This window comes from Rhizobacter sp. P5_A1, assembly GCF_056400745.1.
In genome coordinates this window covers 50,100-67,635 of the sequence record NZ_JBFUKR010000026.1, presented here as the reverse complement: position 1 = coordinate 67,635, position 17,536 = coordinate 50,100, and the positions used below count along the sequence as shown (strand labels likewise).

Sequence of the window (17,536 nt, the reverse complement as noted above, 5' to 3'; positions counted from 1 at the left end):
CGCCCGAACCGCGGCCCGAGGCGCCCGCGCCGATCGTCGTCGCCGCGAGCGCGCCGGCCTCGGCGCCGATCGATGCGCCGTCGCCCGATCGAAGCGCCGAAGCGCCGGCGGTGGCTGCATCGCTCCCGCCACCGGAGGCGGCCGCGGCCGCCGCGAGCGGCCCCGGGGCACCGTTCGAGTGGCCGGCCTCGACCCGCATGAGCTACCTGCTGACCGGCAACTACCGCGGCGAGGTCAGCGGCAGTGCACAGGTCGAGTGGGCCCGCTCCGGCTCGCACTACCAGGTGCACGTCGACTTCATCGTCGGGCCGAGCTTCGCGCCGCTGATCACGCAGCGCTCGACCAGCGACGGCGAGATCACCGCAGCGGGCCTCGCGCCGCGCCGCTACGACCAGGACATCAAGTTCCTCGCGACCACGCGGCCGCGCCAGACCGTCCTGTTCGACGCCGGCAATGTCGTGCTCGCGAACGGCGACGTGCGCAGGGCGCTGCCGGGCCTGCAGGACACCGCGAGCCAGTTCGTGCAGCTGACCTACGTCTTCAGTACGCGCCCGGAGCTGCTGCGCGTCGGCGGCAGCGTCGAGATCCCGCTCGCACTGCCGAAGAAGGTGGCGGTCTGGACCTACGACGTCGTCGAGGAGGAAGTGCTGAACACGCCGTTCGGCCCGCTCACCGGCATCCACCTGAAGCCGCGCGCGGGCGACCAGAAGGCGGGCTCGCTGAGCGTCGAGATGTGGATGGCGCCGCAGCTGCGCTACCTGCCGGTGCGCATCCGCTTCGAGCAGGACGCGCAGACCTACATCGACCTGACGATCTCGCGCCCGCCCGAGATCGCCAACTGAGTGCCGACGTTACAGTGACGGCTCACCCCGAAGGAGCCCGACATGAGCTTTGAGAACATCCTGACCGAGCTGCGCGGCGAGGGTTCGCGCAAGACCGGCCTGATCACCTTGAACCGCCCGAAGCAGCTCAACGCGCTGAACGACGCGCTGATGGACGAGCTCGGTGCCGCCTTGCGTGCCTTCGATGCCGATGCCGGCATCGGCTGCATCGTGATCACCGGCAGCGAGAAGGCCTTCGCGGCCGGTGCCGACATCAGCGCGATGGCGAAGTACGACCTGACCGACACCTACGGCAACGACTTCATCACCCGCAACTGGGAGACGATCCGCAGCATCCGCAAGCCGGTGATCGCCGCGGTCGCGGGCTTCGCGCTCGGCGGCGGCTGCGAGCTCGCGATGATGTGCGACTTCATCATCGCGGCCGACACCGCGAAGTTCGGCCAGCCCGAGATCAAGCTCGGCATCATTCCCGGCGCCGGCGGCACCCAGCGCCTGCCGCGCGCGGTCGGCAAGGCCAAGGCGATGGACATGGTGCTGACGAGCCGGATGATCGACGCGGCCGAGGCCGAGCGCGGCGGTCTCGTCTCGCGCGTCGTGCCGTCCGCCGAGCTGATGGCCGTGACGCTGGCCGCCGCCGAGAGCATCAACGAGCTCAGCGCGATGAGCGTGATGGCGGCCAAGGAGAGCGTGAACCGCGCCTTCGAGGGCACGTTGGCCGACGGCGTGATGTTCGAGCGGCGCCTGTTCCACGCGATGTTCGCGACCGAGGACCAGAAGGAAGGGATGGACGCGTTCCTGAACAAGCGCAAGGCGCAGTTCCGGCAGCGCTGACGGCGCGGCCGGCGGCGGCCGGCATGTGTGAGCAATTGAAAGCCGAGGCTCAATCGGGGGCGCGGGCGGTCGATGTCCTGGGAACGTCCGTGCCACTTTCGAGACCTCGCCATGATTGCCATTGCCCCCACCGCCGCCGCGACCGCTGCCACCGCCTTGCTGCTTGCCCCGGCCGTTGTCGCCCCGGCCGAGCCGACGACCGTGGAGACGCCGGACGAGGACCCCGGCAAGGCGCACGGCACGCACGGCGGTCACGGCCACTTCCGGCAGACGCTGACGCAGGCGCTCGACGGGCTGGGCCTGACCGCATCCGGCGCCGCGAAAGGCGAAATCAAGCACGCCACCGCGCAGTTCATGCACGCGCTGTTCCAGGCCGTCGCCGCCGAATCGGCGCCGTCGGGGTCTTCGAGCGGGTCGCGCAACGACCCGAAGGCCAGCTTCTCGGCGGGCCTCTCGGCCTTGGTCACCGAGGCCAGCAACGGCACGGCGCCGGCGGCGCTGCAGGCGGCCTTCGACAAGCTGGCCGCGGCATTGCAGCCGGCGGCGGCCGCGCCGGCCCCCGCGCCCGCAACGACCGAACCCGTCAGCGTGCCCGTCGCGTCGGCGCCCGTCGAAACGCCGATCTCGCTGCCGGCACCGGTCGACCCGATCGCAGACGTCGAGGAAGCCATCGCGGCGGCGGCTGCCGGGAGCCCCGCAACTGCCGCGGCCACGACGGCCGCCGCGACTTCCGAACCCGCCCCCGCGGCGCCGACCTTCACGCTGCTGGCGCTGTTGTCGCGCCTGCAGCAGGGCCTGGGCTACGGTGCCGACAGCACGACGAGCAGCGCCGCGATCGGCAACACGCTCAGCGTGACGGCCTGAATCGCAGGCGTCGCGGCGCCCGCGAGGGCGATCAGCCTTCCTTGCGCAGCGACGGGAACAGGATCACGTCGCGGATGCTCGGCGAGTCGGTGATCAGCATCACCAGCCGGTCGATGCCGATGCCGCAGCCGCCCGTCGGCGGCATGCCGTACTCGAGGGCGCGGATGAAGTCGGCGTCGTAGTACATCGCCTCCTCGTCCCCGGCGTCCTTGTTCGCGACCTGTGCCTTCAGGCGTGCGGCCTGGTCCTCGGCATCGTTCAGCTCCGAAAAACCGTTGGCGTACTCGCGTCCGGTGATGAACAGCTCGAAGCGCTCGGTGATCGACGGATTCGTGTCGGAGGCGCGCGCCAGCGGCGACACCTCGACCGGGTAGTCGATGATGAAGGTCGGATCCCAGAGCTGCTCCTCGACCGCGGCCTCGAACAGCCCGAACTGCAGCTCGGCCAGCGTCCAGTGCGCGGGCGGTTCCTCGCCGAGCGACTTGAGCCTCGCGTGCAGCGCGGCGGCATCGCCGGCCTCGGTCTCGCTCAGGCCCGCGTAGCGCACGAGCGAATCGCGCACCGACAGGCGCGCGAACGGCTGATCGAGCGCTACGGCACGGCCCGCGTAGGTGATCGCGGCCGAACCGGTCGCGACCCGCGCGGCGTGGCGCAGGACTTCTTCGGTGAAGTCCATCAGGTCGTGGTGATTCCAGTAGGCCGCGTAGAACTCCATCATCGTGAACTCGGGGTTGTGCCGAACCGACACGCCCTCGTTGCGGAAGCTCCGGTTGATCTCGAACACGCGCTCGAAGCCGCCGACGATCAGCCGCTTCAGGTAGAGCTCGGGCGCGATGCGCAGGAACATCTGCTGGTCGAGCGCGTTGTGGTGCGTGACGAAGGGCTTGGCGTTCGCGCCGCCCGGGATCGGGTGCAGCATCGGCGTCTCCACTTCCATGAAGTGGTGCTCGACCATGAACTGGCGGATCGAGCTGAGCGCCTTGCTGCGCGCCATGAAGCGCGCGCGCGCGTCGGTGTCGGTGATCAGGTCGACATAGCGCTGGCGGTACTTCTGCTCCTGGTCGGCCATGCCGTGGAACTTGTCGGGCAGCGGGCGCAGGCTCTTGGTCAGCAGGCGCAGGGCCGTGACGCGCACCGACAGCTCGCCGGTCTTGGTCTTGAACAGCAGGCCTTCGGCGCCGAGGATGTCGCCCAGGTCCCAGTGCTTGAACGCGGCGTAGGCGGCCTCGCCGAGCGCGTCGCGGGTGACGAAGAGCTGGATCTGGCCCGAGCCGTCCTGCAGCGTGCCGAAGCTCGCCTTGCCCATCACGCGCTTGAGCATCAGGCGGCCGGCGACGACGACCTTGATCGCGAGCGGCTCGAGTTCCTCGTTCTCCTGGTCGCCATGCTGGCGCAGCAACTCGGCCGCGTGGTGCTTCGGCTTGAAGTCGTTCGGGAACGCGATGCCTTGCCGGCGGATGAGCGCCAGCTTCTCGCGGCGCTCGGTGATCAACTGGTTTTCGTCCGTCATCTGTGGCTTTCGGTGAACCGGCGATTTTAGGGGCCGCATCGGACGCGTCCTGTGGCCCGCGCGGGCTGGGCGCAGCCCGGCCCTGGGGGCGCCCGATAGAATCGCGGCTGCGCTTTGCTGACCTCCGCGAATGAAGATCACTTTGATAGGTTCGGGTTATGTCGGTCTCGTCACCGGCGCCTGCCTGGCGGAACTCGGCAACAGCGTCGTCTGCCTCGATGTCGACGCCCGCAAGATCGACATCCTGAACACCGGCGGCGTGCCGATCTACGAGCCGGGCCTGGCCGAGCTGATCGCGCGCAATCGCACGGCGGGCCGCCTGAGCTTTTCGACCGACGTGGAGGCCGCCGTCTTGCACGGCGAGGTCCAGTTCATCGCGGTCGGCACGCCGCCCGACGAAGACGACTCGGCCGACCTGCGCTTCGTCCTCGAGGCGGCGCGCAACATCGGCCGCCACATGACCGGCTTCAAGGTGGTGGTGAACAAGTCGACCGTTCCGGTGGGCACCGCGGACAAGGTGCGGCAGGTGATCGCGCAGGCGCTGGAGCGCCGCGTGTTCGCGAACCCCGCAGCGCCGCCGAGTTTCGCGGTGGTCTCGAACCCGGAGTTCCTGAAGGAGGGCGCCGCGGTCGAGGATTTCATGCGGCCCGACCGCATCGTCATCGGCGTCGACGGCGGCGACGCCGGAAGCCGTGCGCTCACGGCGATGCGCAGCCTGTATGCGCCGTTCAACCGCCATCACGAACGCACGCTGGTGATGGACGTGAAGTCGGCGGAATTCACCAAGTACGCCGCGAACGCGATGCTCGCCACGCGCATCTCGTTCATGAACGAGCTCGCGAACCTGGCAGATCGCGTCGGCGTCGACATCGAGTCGGTGCGCAAGGGGATCGGCTCCGATCCGCGCATCGGCTACGGGTTTCTGTACGCGGGCACCGGCTACGGCGGCTCGTGCCTGCCGAAGGACGTTCGGGCGCTGGGCCGAACCGCGCTCGATCACGGCATGGCGCTGAAGGTGCTCGGCGCGGTCGAAGCCGTCAACCGCGAGCAGAAGCTCGCGCTCGTCGACAAGATCGTCGCCCGCTTCGGCGACGACCTGACCGGCCGAAGCTTCGCGATCTGGGGCCTGGCCTTCAAGCCCAACACCGACGACATGCGCGAGGCGCCGAGCCGCGTCGTCGTCGAAGGGCTGCTGCGCCGCGGCGCGCGCGTGCGGCTGCACGATCCGGTCGCGATGGACGAGGCCCGGCGCTGCCTCGAAGCCGATCTCGCCGACCAGCCCGCCGCGCTCGAGCGGGTGAGTTATCTGCCGGCGCCGATGGAGGCCCTGCAGGATGCCGATGCGCTGGTCATCGTGACCGAATGGAAGGCCTTTCGCAGCCCCGACTTCGGCGCCATCAAGGCGGCACTTCGGCAGCCGGTGATCTTCGACGGACGCAACCTGTTCGGACCGGCCGCGATGAAGGCGGCCGGGTTCGAGTATTTCGCGATCGGGCGGACGTCCCCGACGGAACATGCCGCCTGACGAGCACGACGCGGGTTCACGCCGGGCCCGCGCGCGCGATCAGGCGTACTTTCTCGGCCTCGCGGCGATCAACCTGGTCCACGGCCTGTTGCCGTTCGCGCTCCGGCCGTGGCTGTACCGGCTGTGCCGCTTCGAGGTCGCGCGCGGCGCGACGCTGCAGGGGGGCGTGCGCTTCTTCCACATCGGCCGGCTCGCGATCGGTGAAGGCACGCTGGTGAACCGCGGCGTGTACCTCGACAACCGGGCCGGCATCCGCATCGGCAAGCAGGTGTCGATCGCGCACGACGCGCGCATCTACACGATGGGTCACGATGTGCACGACGCGAACTTCGCGATCAAGGGCCAGGCGGTGCGGATCGACGACTACGCGGTGGTGTTCGCCGGCGCGTTGATCATGCCCGGCGTGCACCTGGGCGAGGGCGCGGTGGTGATGGCCGGCGCGGTGGTCACGAAGAGCGTGCCGGCCGGGCGCATCGTCGGCGGCAACCCGGCGCAGGACATCGGCGAGCGCGGCTGCAAGCCGGCGTATCGGCTCGGCCGGCGCTTCTGGTTCGCGCATTGAGCGCGTCGTGCCGGCGGGCGCGCCCATGACCGTGCGGATCGCGGTCATCGACCCGGGCTCGTTCGTCCTCCCCTACGACTACCAGCTCGTGAAAGCCCTGGCCGCGCGCGGCGACGGCGTCGATTTTTACGGCTCGACGACCCGCTACAACGCGGACTTTCTCGAAGCGATGCGGCAGCTGCCCGGCGTCTCGGTGCGCACGCGCGCGATTTCCAGCAGCGTGGCATCGCGCTGGCGCGGCGCGCTGGCGTACCTGGCCTTGCTCGCGAGCTTGCTGCGCCACGCACGCCGCTACGCCACCGTGAACCTGCAGTTCAGCGGTGTCTGGCCGCTCGAATGGGTCGTGATGGCCGCGCTGCGCGATCGCTTCGTGTTCACGGTCCACAACGCCGTGCCGCACGGCTTCGCGGGGTTCCGGCATCGCCCGACGCAGTGGCTGGCGGCGCTGGCACGCACGCTCGTGTTCGTCAGCGAGGCGACGCGCGACGACTTCATGCGCCGCTATGGCGAATCGTTCCGGGCCAAGGCCGTGGTGCTGCCGCATGGGCTGCTGCCAGTGGCGCCGCAGTGCGCTGCGGTCGACTACGCTGGCGCCGCGGCGCCGCGCGCGCTGCTGTTCTGGGGCAGCGTCAGGCCGTACAAAGGGGTCGAGTTGTTCGCCGACCTGGCGCGCTGCGAAGACATCCGTGCGCGCGGCTGGTCGTTGCAGGTGCACGGCGCCTGGGCCGGCGAACTGCGCGGGCTGCGCGACGAACTGATCGCGCTGGGCGTCGGCGTCGACGACCGCTACCTCGACGCAGCGCCGTTGCTGGCCTTGCTCGCCGAGGACGCGGTGTTCCTGCTGCCGTACGGCCAAGCGTCGCAGTCGGGCGCCTTGTACTCGTTGCTGAACCATGGGCGCCTGTTCATCTGTGCCGATGTCGGCGATCTGGGCGCCTTCATGCGGCGCTTCGGACTCGAGGGCTTGCTGCTGAAGGAGCGCAGCGCCCCGGCGGTCATCGATTGCCTGCGCTACCTCGACGCGAATCGCCCCGCCGTGATCGATGCGCTGCGCCGCGCGCAGCAGGCGCTGGGCTGGGATCGCCTGCTGGCGAATGCCGGATCGGCGTACCGCAGCGCATAGACTTCCGGCCATGAAGAAAATCGTCAAGGCCGCGCTCGAACGCTCGGGTTGGGAACTGGCGCGCAGCGCCGATCGGCAGGCCCAGGCGCTGGCCGATCTGTCGCCCGCCGACCGCGCGATCGTCGCGCGTGTCGATCCGTTCACGATGACGAGCCTGGAGCGGCGTGCGAGCCTGCTCGGCGCCGTCGACCACATCGTCAGGCATCGGATCGCGGGCGACATCGTCGAGTGCGGCGTCTGGCGCGGCGGCAGCATGATGGCGGTCGCGCTCGCGCTGATCGCGCGCGGCGACACCTCGCGCCAGCTCTACCTCTACGACACCTTCGAAGGGATGAGCGCCCCGACAGCCGAAGACCGCACCGTCGGCGGCGAGTCGGCGCAGGCCCAGCTCGACCGCACGCGGCGCGGCGAGGGCGTGTGGTGCGAGGCGGGGCTGGATGACGTGCAGGCCAACCTGTGGTCGACCGGCTACCCGCGCGAGCAGATCCACTTCATCCAGGGCAAGGTCGAAGACACGATCCCGCGCACGCTGCCGTCGCGCATCGCGCTGCTGCGCCTGGACACCGACTGGTACGAGTCGACCCGCCACGAGCTCGCGCACCTGTACCCGCTGCTGGCGCGGCACGGCGTGCTGATCGTCGACGACTACGGGCATTGGCAGGGCGCGCGGCAAGCGGTCGACGAGTACTTCGCGGAGCGCGCCGAGCCGGTCTTCCTGCACCGGGTCGACTACACCGCGCGGCTGGTCGTGAAGCACGACGGCGCATGACCGCATCGAATGCGGCACCACGGCTGCGGCAGTCGCTGCCGCCGGTCTACGCGGCGGCCGCGATGCGGTTGCTGCTGCCGCTGCTGGTGCTGCCGCTTGTGGCGGCGCGCGTCGGGCCCGAGGAATTCGGGCGCCTGAGTTTCATCCTCGTGTGGGCAAGCCTGCTGTCGATGCTCGTCGAAGGCGGCTTTCTCGCCGCGGCGACGCGGCTCGCCGTCACCGCCGCTGCGCCGCGCCGCTGGCAGATCGCGCAGCAGGTTTTCACCGCGCGCTGCGTGCTGTGCGTGCCGGCCGCGCTGCTGGCCGTGATCGCGGTGCAGGTCGCAGGCCGCGGGTCGGCGCATCCGTGGGTCGACAGTCTGGCGATCGCGTTGCTGGCCTGCGCGCTCGGCTGGCCCGCGACCTGGTACCTGCAGGCCACGCAGCAGCTGAATCGCTGGGCCCGCGTCGAGCTCGTCGTCTACCTCGTGCTGTTGGCCGGGTGCTGGGCCTTCGCGCGCAGCGTGCAGGCCTACGTGCTGCTGCAACTGGCCGCGTCGTCGGTGCTGGCGGCGCTGGGCTGGCGCTGGCTGCGCCGCGATTTCGCCGCTGCGGGTCCGGCCCCGTTGTGGGCCCGGGCCGAACTCGGCGACGGGCTCAGGCTCGGCTGGACCATGATGCCGGTGGCGATCGCCGGGGCGGCCTATTCGTTCGCGCTGCCGGCGGCCGCGTCGCTGCAGATGGCGCGGGCCGAACTCGGCACCTACTTCATGGCCGACCGCATCGTGCGCGCGGTGCTGAACGCGGCCGAGCCGGTGCTCTCGGTCGTGTACCCGCGCATCGTCACGCTGTTCGCCCGGGGCGCGCGCGCGGCCTTTCGCTACGCTGCGCGCTGGGCCGTCGGCGGCGCCGCGGTCGGCGCGCTGCTGCTCGCGATCGGCCATCTGCTGTGGCCGGCGGTCGAGCCGCTGATCGTGCCGCGCGCGGGCGGCCTCGACGTGCCCGGCGTGCGCGCCGTGCTGGCGATCCTGGGCGGGCTGCTGCCGCTGCTGCTCGGCTGGAAGTTCATCGGCTACTGGATCCTCGGCAGCGGCCGCTTCGACGCGGCCTATCGCCGCTGCGTGATCGTCGGCGGCATCGTCGGCGTGAGCGGCGCGGCCGGCATCGGCGGCGCCGCGGGCCCGGTCGGGCTGGCCTGGACGGCGCTGGCGGCCGAGGCGGTCGTGATCGGCGTGGCGGTGACCGGCGTGCTGTTGGCACACCGGCGTGCCCGCGCCTGACTCGCCTGATTCAAAGGATCGCCGTGGGCATCGACATCCACAACCTCAACCTGCTCGCGCATGCGCAGGACCTGGGCGTCGGCTTCGAGCGCACGCTGGCGATCGGGCGGCAGGCGCTGTTCATCGAAGACTTCGAGCTCGAGCAGCATCGCCGCCTGCGCGGCTTGCCGCCGCTGGTCGAGCCCGCGGCGGCGGCGCGCGGACCGCGCTACTTCGAGCCGCTGCTGCAGCAATGGCTGGGCGCGCGCGTCACCGATTCGGTCGATGCGTCGCCGTACGAGAACGCGCGCCTGATCCACGACATGAACCTGCCGTGGCCGGCCGACAGTGCCGAGCGCGCCGGCTTCGACGCGGTGCTCGACTTCGGTTGCCTCGAGCATGTCTTCAACTTTCCGGTGGCCTGGCGCAACTGCGTCGACCTGTGTCGCGTCGGCGGTCATGTGCTGCATGCGCTGCCGGCCAACAACCTGGCGGGCCACGGCTTCTACCAGTTCTCGCCCGAGCTGTTCTTCAACCTCTATCAGCCGGGCAACGGCTTCGAGTTGCGCGGCCTGTACTTTGCGCTGAAGCCCGATGCGCGCCATTGGTGGGCCGTGGCCGACCCGTTGGCGGTGAAGCGGCGCGTCAATCTGCGCAATGCCCACGAGGTCTACATGCTCGTGATCGCGCGCAAGCTGCGCGAGATCGGGCCGCTGCCGGCGCCGCAGCAGTCGGACTACGCGCAGGACGAGTGGCTGCGCGCGCCCGCATCCGCACCACCCGCAGCGTCGGGCGCGCGCCAGGCGCTGGTGCGGCGCCTGGCGCGCTGGGGATTGATCGGCACGCTGCGCGCGGGGCGCGAGCGCCTGCGCGTGCTGCGGCACGGCGGGCTCGAACTGCCCGCGCCGGACTACCGGCGCGTCGACGTGCGTGCGCTGATCGGCAAGCCATCGAAGCCATGAGCCGAGGACCGCTGCGCGTGCTGCTGCTGTGCGACCGCCTCGACATCGCCGGCGGCGTCGAGCGCTTCGTCTGCGCGCTCGCGAACCACCTCGACCGCGAAGGCATGAACGTGGCTGTCGGCAGCGTCGACACGCTGCGCGCGGATGTCCACTATCCACTGAACCCGACGGTGCGCGCGCTGTCGGGAACGCGCCGGCGCGCGGATCTTCCCGAGGCCTCACGCGGCCGCGTGGCGCGCGCGTGGCGGCTCCTGCGCACGCAATGGCGGCTCGGCCGGGCGTTGGGCGCGCTGGTCCGATCGGAGCGGCCGGATGTCGTCGTGCTCAACGGCCTGACGACGGCCTGCTCGGTGCTCGCGCTCGATCGCCGCTGCGCGGCCCGCGCCATCTGCTGCGATCACAACCACTTCACCGCGCGTTCGGCCCTGTGGCAGTCGCTGCGGGGCTGGCTCTATCCGAAGGTGGGCGCGGTCGTGAGCCTGACCGAGGCTGACGCTGCGAAGTTCCGCGCGCTGAACGCGAACACGCAGGTGATCTACAACGCCTCGTCGCTGCACGCCGACATTCCCGCGCTGCCGGCGCAAGGCATCGTGCTCGCGGTCGGCCGACACGTGGCGCAGAAGGGCTTCGACCTGCTCGTGCAGGCCTGGGCGGGCGTCGCATCGGCGCTGCCGCATGCGCGCTTGCGCGTCGTCGGCGACGGGCCGCTGCGGGCCGATCACGAGCGCCTGGCCCGCGCGCTCGGGATCGATGCGCGAATCGAATGGCTGGACCCGACGGTGCAGATCGAGCGCCACTACCGCGAGGCGTCGCTCTTCGTGCTGGCTTCGCGCTACGAAGGCATGCCGCTCGCGCTGCTCGAGGCGCAGGCGATGGGCGTGCCGGCGGTGGCCTTCGATTGCCCGACCGGGCCGGCGGAAATCATCACCGAACGCACCGGCCGCCTGGTGCCGCCGGGCGACATCGCCGCGCTCGCGGCCGCGCTGATCGAACTGCTGGCGTCGAGCGCCCTGCGCGAGCGCATGGCCTGGGCGGCGATCGAGCGCGCCCGCGAGGTGTTCAGCCCGCACGAGCAGACACGCCGCTGGGCGGCGCTGGTGCGCGAGGTGGGCGCGCGATGAAGCTGGTGTCGGTGATCGTGCCGTGCCGCAACGAGCGCAAGTACCTCGAGGGCTTCTGTGCCGGCGTGCTGAGCCAGCAACTCGCGCCGGGCTGGCAGCTGCAGCTCGTGATCGCCGACGGCGACAGCGACGACGGCACCCGCGAGCTGCTGCAGCGCCTGGCCGCGAGCGAGCCGCGCATCGAGTGGATCGCCAATCCCGAACGCATCGTCTCCGCCGGCCTCAACGCCGCACTGCGGATCGCGGTGGGCGAAGTCATCGTGCGCATGGACGTGCACAGCGAGTACGCCGCCGACTACGTGGCCCAGTGCATCGCGGTGCTTGCCGAGACCGCCGCCGACAACGTCGGCGGGCCGTGGCGCGCCGTGCCGGAGGCGGGCGCCGGCGCGATGCAGCACGCGGTCGCGGCGGCCTTCCAGTCGCGCTGGGTGGCGGGCGGCGCGCATTCACGACGACTCGACCACGACGGCTGGGTCGACACGGTGTATCTCGGCTGCTGGCCGCGCCGCAGCTTCGAGCGCTTCGGCGATTTCGACGCGTCGCTGGTGCGCAACCAGGACGACGAACACAACCTGCGCATCGTCAAGGGCGGCGGGCGCGTCTGGCAATCGTCGCGCATCCTCAGCATCTATCGGCCGCGCGCCAGACTGGCCCAGGTCTTCAGGCAGTACCTGCAGTACGGCTACTGGAAACCCTTCGTGATGCGCAAGCACGGCCAGGCGGCATCGTTGCGGCATGTGGTGCCGGGCGGGTTCGTGGTCGCGCTGGCGCTGTCCGCTGCGCTCGCGCTGCTTGGAGGTGCCGCGTGGCCATTCGCCGTGCTCGTCGCGCTGTACGGGTCGGCGCTGCTGGCGATGACGGCCGCGATCGCGGTGTCGCAGCCGACGCCATGGCCGGTGCTGTGGCGCATCCCCGCGGTGATCGCGGCATACCACGTCGGCTACGGCACCGGCTCGGTCGTCGGCTGGTGGGACGCGCTGCGCCACGGCCGCGGCCGCGCGCGCTTCGGCACGCTGACGCGGTGATCCCGATGGGATCGAATCCGCGCGACGAGTCGAGCGAGCCGGAAGCGGTGCGACAGCGCTATGCGCGGCGCGCGGCGCACGACGCGCGCTACAGCCTGCTGAGCCCGGCCGCACTCTGCGCCTGGCAGGAGCGGCAGCGCGCGCTGCTGGCGCTGTTCCGCCGACTCGGCTGGGCCGACCTGTCGGTGCTCGAACTGCTCGAGGTCGGCAGCGGCAGCGGTGGCAACCTCGTCGAGTGCCTGCTGATGGGCTTCGCGCCGCAGAAGCTGGCCGGCATCGAACTGCTGCCGGAACGCCATGCGGTCGCGCGGGCGCGCCTGCCCGCGTCGGTGCGATTGATGCAAGGCGATGCGACGACGCTGGTGCCGCAGGATGCGCGCGTCGACATCGTGCTGCAGTCCACGGTGTTCTCGTCGCTGCTCGACGATGCCTTCCAGCAGCGCCTCGCCGACGCGATGTGGGCGGCGGTCAGGCCCGGCGGCGGCGTGCTCTGGTACGACTTCACCGTGAACAACCCGCGCAACCCCGACGTGCGCGGCGTGCCGCTGCGCCGCGTGCGCGAGCTGTTCCCGCGCGGCGACCTTCAGGCCCGGCGCATCACGCTCGCACCGCCGATCGCCCGTGCGGTGACCCGCGTGCATCCCTCGCTCTACACCTTGTTCAACGCCATCCCGCCGCTGCGCACGCACGTGCTCGCATGGATCGCCAAGCCGCTGGGCCAGCCCTGAATTCAATGCATTCATTGACTACAATGGATGCTGTTTTGGCAGTCGCGGAGTCCGCATGGCCACGCTGATGATTCGCAGCATCGATGACAGGGTGAAGGCCGAGCTTCGCGTGCTGGCCGCGCGCCGCGGCGTCTCGATGGAGCAGCACGCCCGCGACATCCTCGAGCGGGCGGTGCTCGGCCCGTCCGACGACGAGCCCTTCGCCCAGCGCATCCGCCGGCGCTTTGCGAACGTTGCCGTCGACGCGTTGCCGGTGCCCCCGCGGCAGGCGCCGCGCCCGCCGCCCAAGTTCGGCAGCCGGTGAGCGCTGTGCGCATCCTTCTCGATACCAATGTGCTGTCCGAGCTGATGCGGCCGCGGCCGGAGCCTGCCGTGCTCGACTGGTTCGCGGCCCAGGGTTCGCAGACTCGCTTCATGGTCAGTGCCGTCACGCAGGCCGAGATCCTGCTTGGGATCGCGCTGCTCCCCACCGGCAAGAAGCGAAGCGCGCTGACCGACGTGGCCCGAACCATGTTCGAGCAGGATTTTCACGGGCTGAACCTGGCCTTCGACGAGCAGGCCGCGCCAGGGTACGCGGCCATCGTCGCGTTGCGTGGCCGCAAGGGCCGGCCGATCTCGGTCGAGGATGCCCAGATCGCGGCGATCGCCGTGCACCACCGTGTACGGCTGGCGACGCGGAACACGAAGGACTTCGCGCTCGTGCCCGGCCTCGAACTGATCAACCCGTGGGAGGGCGCCGCGCGATGAAGCCGAACGTTCAGCCATTCCTGCCGTTCGCGCTGCCCGAGATCGGCGAGGAAGAGATCGCCGAAGTCGTCGACACGCTGCGCTCCGGCTGGGTCACGACCGGGCCGAAGGCGAAGCGCTTCGAGGATGATTTCGGCGCGTTCCTCGGCGACCCGGCGCTGCACTGCATGGCCGTCAACTCGGCCACCGCGGGCCTGCACCTCGCGCTCGAGGCGCTCGGCATCGGTCCCGGCGACGAGGTCATCACGACGACGCACACCTTCACCGCGACCGCCGAGGTCGTGCGCTACCTCGGCGCCGATGTCGTGCTGGTCGACATCGACCCGGCCACGCTGTGCATCGATCCGGCACTCGTCGAGGCCGCGATCACGCCGCGCACAAGGGCGATCCTGCCAGTGCACTACGGCGGCCTCGCGGCCGACATGCAGGCGCTACTCGCCATCGCGCGGCGCCATGGGCTGAAGGTCGTCGAAGATGCCGCGCATGCGCTGCCGACGACCGTCGACGGCGCGCTCGTCGGCACGCTCGGCTCCGATGCGACGGTGTTCAGCTTCTACGCGAACAAGACCATCACGACCGGCGAGGGCGGCATGGTCGTGACCCGCGACGCCGCACTCGCGAAGCGCATCAGGACGATGCGCCTGCACGGCATGAGCCGCGATGCCTTCGATCGCTTCACCGCGAAGGTGCCGAGCTGGTACTACGAGATCGTCGCGCCGGGCTTCAAGTACAACCTGACCGACATCGCGGCCGCGTTGGGCATCCATCAGCTGAAGCGCGCGCGCGCCTTTCACGTGCGCCGCGCACAGATCGCGCGCGGCTACGACGCGGCCTTCGCCGGGCTGCCGCTGATCACGCCGCCGGGCCCGCGGGGCGCCGATCTGCATGCCTGGCATCTCTACCCGCTGCGCCTGGCCGATGCGGCCCCGATCGGCCGCGACACCTTGATCGAGCGACTCTTCGCCGCCGGCATCGGCTGCAGCGTGCACTACATCCCGCTGCACCTGCAGCCGTACTGGCGCGAGCGCTATGCGTTGCGCCCCGAATCGTTTCCGCACAGCCAGCGCGCGTACGAGCGCATGCTCAGCCTGCCGATCTACACGCGCATGACCGATGCCGACGTGCAGCGCGTCGCCGATGCGGTGCGGCGCGCGCTCGTCGCCTGATCCCGCCCGCGATGGCCAAGCGCCTGTTCGACCTGATCTGTGCCGGCGCCGGGCTGCTGCTGCTCGCGCCGCTGCTGCTGGCGATCGCGCTGTGGATCAAGCTCGATTCGCGCGGGCCGGTGTTCTTCCGCCAGCAGCGCGTCGGCCGCGGCGGTGCGCCGTTTCGCATCCACAAGTTCCGCACGATGCGCGAGGATGCGCCCGCGCTCGGGCCGGCGCTGACCATCGGCGCCGACCCGCGCATCACGCGCGCCGGCCGCGTTCTGCGGCGCGCCAAGCTCGACGAGCTGCCACAGCTGCTCGATGTGCTGGCCGGCACGATGAGCCTGGTCGGCCCGCGCCCCGAGGTGCCGCGCTACGTGGCGATGTACCCCGCGGCGCTGCGCGACAAGGTGCTCTCGGTGCGGCCCGGCATCACCGACCCGGCGTCGATCGAGTACTGCGACGAGAGTGCGCTGCTGGCGCGCGCGGCCGACCCCGAGCGCGTCTACGTCGAGCAGGTGATGCCGGCGAAGCTGCGCTGCGCGGCGCAGTATGTCGACCACATGTCGCTGCTCGGCGATGTCCGGCTGATCGGCGCCACGCTGCGCGCGCTATGGGTGCGGTGACGGCGCGATGACGGCGCGATGACGACCGCGCTCTCGTTCTGGCATCAGCTGGACCGCGTGCTCGCCCGCGTGCGCGTGCACCGCCGCCCGCTGTCGCTGCTGATCGACGCGCTGGTGATCGCGCTGTGCTGGAACGCGACCTACCTGTTCCGTCTCGGCTTCGAACGCTGGCTGCACGCGCGGCCGAGCTACGACGTCTGGGTGCTGCTCGGCGTGATCGCGGTCTACCTGGGCGTGTTCATGCTCGCCGGCATCCCGCGCGGCATGTGGCGCTTCTCGGGATTCGGCGAGGTGAAGAGACTGACGCTGGCCTGCCTCGCGAGCGGCCTGCTGTGCGCAGTGGCGGTGCTGATGGCGCAGCTGACGCAGGTGCCGCGCGCGGTGCTCGCGCTTCACCCGTTCGTGACGCTGATCGGGCTGTGCATGGTGCGCGTGGGCTACCGCATGCTGTACGAGCACGCGCGTTCGCGCATCACCGGCGGCGATGCCGAAGTGCGCCGCGCGATCGTGATGGGTGCCGGCGAAGCCGCGAAGCGCCTGCTCGCGACGATCCATCAGCAGGGCTGGATCGCGCTCGGGCTGCTCGACGACGACCCGGCCAAACGCGGCGCGCGAATCGGCGGCGTGCCGGTGCTGGGCGCGCTGGCCGACGTGGCCCGGCCCGACATCCGCGCGGGTGCGACGCACGTGATCGTTGCGCTGCCGGGCGCGACAGTGGTGCAGCGCCGCCGGGCGATCGAGCTGGCGGGTGCGACCGACCTGCCGGTGCTGACCGTGCCATCGGTCAGCGAACTGCAGGACGGCAGCGCGCGCATCGAGCGCGTGCGCAGCATCGAGCCCGAAGACCTGCTCGGGCGCGACCCGGTCCAGCTCGACGAGGCCGGCGTCGCCGAGCTGATCTCGGGCAAGACCGTGCTCGTCACCGGCGCCGGCGGCTCGATCGGCTCCGAGCTGTGCCGCCAGGTCGCGCGCTATGGCCCGTCGCGCTTGGTGTTGTACGAGCTGAGCGAATTCGCGCTCTACCAGATCGAGCAGCAGCTCGGCGAGCTGCACCCCCATCTTCCGCTGGTGCGGCTGATGGGCGACGTGAAGAACCTCGAGCACTTGCGCACCACGTTCGGCGCGCACCGGCCGCATCTGATCTTTCACGCGGCCGCGTTCAAGCACGTGCCGCTGATGGAAGAAGAGAACGCCTGGGCCGCGCTGCAGAACAACACGCTCGGCACCTGGAACGCCGCGACCGCGGCGGCCGAATGCGGCGCCGAGCGCTTCGTGCTGATCTCGACCGACAAGGCCGTGAACCCGACCAACGTGATGGGCGCAAGCAAGCGCGCCGCCGAGATGGTGCTCTCGCACCTGGCGACGCTCGGCCACGCGACGATCTTCTCGGCCGTGCGCTTCGGCAACGTGCTCGGCTCCAGCGGCAGCGTGATCCCGAAGTTCAAGGAACAGATCGCGAGGGGCGGGCCGGTGACCGTGACGCACCCGGACATCACGCGCTACTTCATGACGATCCCCGAGGCCGCGCGGCTGGTGCTGCAGGCCGCGGCGTTGGCGCAAAGCGGGCAGGTGTACGTGCTCGACATGGGGCACGCGGTGCGCATCGTCGACCTGGCACGCAGCCTGATCCGATTGAGCGGCCACGGCGAGCGCGAGATCGGCATCGTCTTCAGCGGCCTGCGGCCGGGCGAGAAGCTGTACGAGGAACTGCTGGCGGATGCCGACCAGACGCTGCCGACGGCGCATCCGCGCTTGCGGATCGCGTTGCTGCATGCAGCCGAAGACGGTCAATGCCTGGTCGCGGATTTGCGTGCGAGCATGGACGCGCGTGGCGTCGGGGCATCCGACGAGGCGGTCAAGCGCTGGCTGCTTCGGCATGTGCCGGAGTACCGGCCGAGTTGAAGCTCGAGGTGCA

The 17,536-nt window shown here is 70.7% G+C and carries 18 protein-coding genes; 17 read left to right on the top strand and 1 reads right to left on the bottom strand.

Annotated elements, in window-relative coordinates; translation table 11 throughout:
• The 3 genes from AC1DTW_RS22700 to AC1DTW_RS22690 all read left to right on the top strand — a co-directional run.
• Positions 1–842: DUF3108 domain-containing protein (locus AC1DTW_RS22700; RefSeq protein WP_477983660.1), on the top strand; the 842-nt coding region annotated here is incomplete at its 5' end.
• A 42-nt stretch (positions 843–884) separates the two neighbouring features.
• Positions 885–1,673, top strand: coding sequence for an enoyl-CoA hydratase (locus AC1DTW_RS22695; protein WP_477983659.1), 789 nt, complete (start codon positions 885–887; stop codon positions 1,671–1,673).
• A 111-nt stretch (positions 1,674–1,784) separates the two neighbouring features.
• Positions 1,785–2,537 (top strand): hypothetical protein, encoded by a 753-nt coding sequence (locus AC1DTW_RS22690; protein WP_477983658.1) that lies wholly within the window; start codon positions 1,785–1,787, stop codon positions 2,535–2,537.
• Between the two features lie 31 nt (positions 2,538–2,568).
• On the opposite strand, the gene lysS is transcribed toward AC1DTW_RS22690, so the two are convergent.
• The gene (lysS, locus tag AC1DTW_RS22685) at positions 2,569–4,086 is read right to left on the bottom strand and encodes a lysine--tRNA ligase (protein ID WP_477983657.1); all 1,518 of its coding nucleotides are present in this window, start codon (positions 4,084–4,086) and stop codon (positions 2,569–2,571) included.
• A 91-nt stretch (positions 4,087–4,177) separates the two neighbouring features.
• Here lysS and AC1DTW_RS22680 point away from each other — a divergent pair, with 91 nt between their 5' ends.
• From AC1DTW_RS22680 to AC1DTW_RS22615, 14 genes are read left to right on the top strand one after another with little or no spacing between them, the layout of a single operon-like run.
• Positions 4,178–5,572, top strand: a complete 1,395-nt coding sequence (locus AC1DTW_RS22680; protein WP_477983656.1) for a UDP-glucose dehydrogenase family protein — start codon at positions 4,178–4,180, stop codon at positions 5,570–5,572.
• Positions 5,562–6,134 (top strand): acyltransferase, encoded by a 573-nt coding sequence (locus AC1DTW_RS22675; protein ID WP_477983655.1) that lies wholly within the window; start codon positions 5,562–5,564, stop codon positions 6,132–6,134. Before AC1DTW_RS22680 ends, AC1DTW_RS22675 begins: the two co-directional genes overlap by 11 nt.
• A gap of 25 nt (positions 6,135–6,159) precedes the next feature.
• On the top strand, positions 6,160–7,257 hold the full coding sequence (locus tag AC1DTW_RS22670) for a glycosyltransferase (protein WP_477983654.1): 1,098 nt from the start codon (positions 6,160–6,162) through the stop codon (positions 7,255–7,257).
• Positions 7,258–7,267: 10 nt separating this feature from the next.
• Positions 7,268–8,026, top strand: coding sequence for a TylF/MycF/NovP-related O-methyltransferase (locus AC1DTW_RS22665; protein WP_477983653.1), 759 nt, complete (start codon positions 7,268–7,270; stop codon positions 8,024–8,026).
• Entirely contained in the window at positions 8,023–9,285 is a 1,263-nt protein-coding gene (locus tag AC1DTW_RS22660) for an oligosaccharide flippase family protein (protein ID WP_477983652.1), read from the top strand. Before AC1DTW_RS22665 ends, AC1DTW_RS22660 begins: the two co-directional genes overlap by 4 nt.
• A gap of 23 nt (positions 9,286–9,308) precedes the next feature.
• A complete protein-coding gene (locus tag AC1DTW_RS22655) occupies positions 9,309–10,226 on the top strand; it encodes a class I SAM-dependent methyltransferase (RefSeq protein ID WP_477983651.1) in 918 nt (305 codons plus the stop codon).
• Positions 10,223–11,347, top strand: coding sequence for a glycosyltransferase (locus tag AC1DTW_RS22650; RefSeq protein WP_477983650.1), 1,125 nt, complete (start codon positions 10,223–10,225; stop codon positions 11,345–11,347). The genes AC1DTW_RS22655 and AC1DTW_RS22650 overlap by 4 nt, the downstream gene beginning before the upstream one ends.
• A complete protein-coding gene (locus AC1DTW_RS22645; protein ID WP_477983649.1) occupies positions 11,344–12,372 on the top strand; it encodes a glycosyltransferase family 2 protein in 1,029 nt (342 codons plus the stop codon). The genes AC1DTW_RS22650 and AC1DTW_RS22645 overlap by 4 nt, the downstream gene beginning before the upstream one ends.
• Positions 12,373–12,377: 5 nt before the next feature.
• Positions 12,378–13,100: a class I SAM-dependent methyltransferase gene (locus AC1DTW_RS22640; RefSeq protein ID WP_477983648.1), complete on the top strand. Its 723-nt coding sequence runs from the start codon at positions 12,378–12,380 to the stop codon at positions 13,098–13,100.
• Positions 13,101–13,155: 55 nt separating this feature from the next.
• Complete coding sequence (locus tag AC1DTW_RS22635; protein WP_477983647.1) at positions 13,156–13,404, top strand: FitA-like ribbon-helix-helix domain-containing protein; 249 nt, start codon at positions 13,156–13,158, stop codon at positions 13,402–13,404.
• Between the two features lie 5 nt (positions 13,405–13,409).
• Positions 13,410–13,847 carry a type II toxin-antitoxin system VapC family toxin gene (locus AC1DTW_RS22630; protein ID WP_477983646.1) on the top strand — a complete coding sequence of 146 codons (438 nt, stop codon included), beginning with the start codon at positions 13,410–13,412 and terminating at the stop codon, positions 13,845–13,847.
• The gene (locus tag AC1DTW_RS22625) at positions 13,844–15,013 is read left to right on the top strand and encodes a DegT/DnrJ/EryC1/StrS family aminotransferase (RefSeq protein WP_477983645.1); all 1,170 of its coding nucleotides are present in this window, start codon (positions 13,844–13,846) and stop codon (positions 15,011–15,013) included. Before AC1DTW_RS22630 ends, AC1DTW_RS22625 begins: the two co-directional genes overlap by 4 nt.
• An 11-nt stretch (positions 15,014–15,024) precedes the next feature.
• Positions 15,025–15,621, top strand: coding sequence for a sugar transferase (locus tag AC1DTW_RS22620; protein ID WP_477983644.1), 597 nt, complete (start codon positions 15,025–15,027; stop codon positions 15,619–15,621).
• Between the two features lie 18 nt (positions 15,622–15,639).
• A complete protein-coding gene (locus AC1DTW_RS22615; RefSeq protein WP_477983643.1) occupies positions 15,640–17,523 on the top strand; it encodes a polysaccharide biosynthesis protein in 1,884 nt (627 codons plus the stop codon).
• Positions 17,524–17,536: the final 13 nt, after the last annotated feature.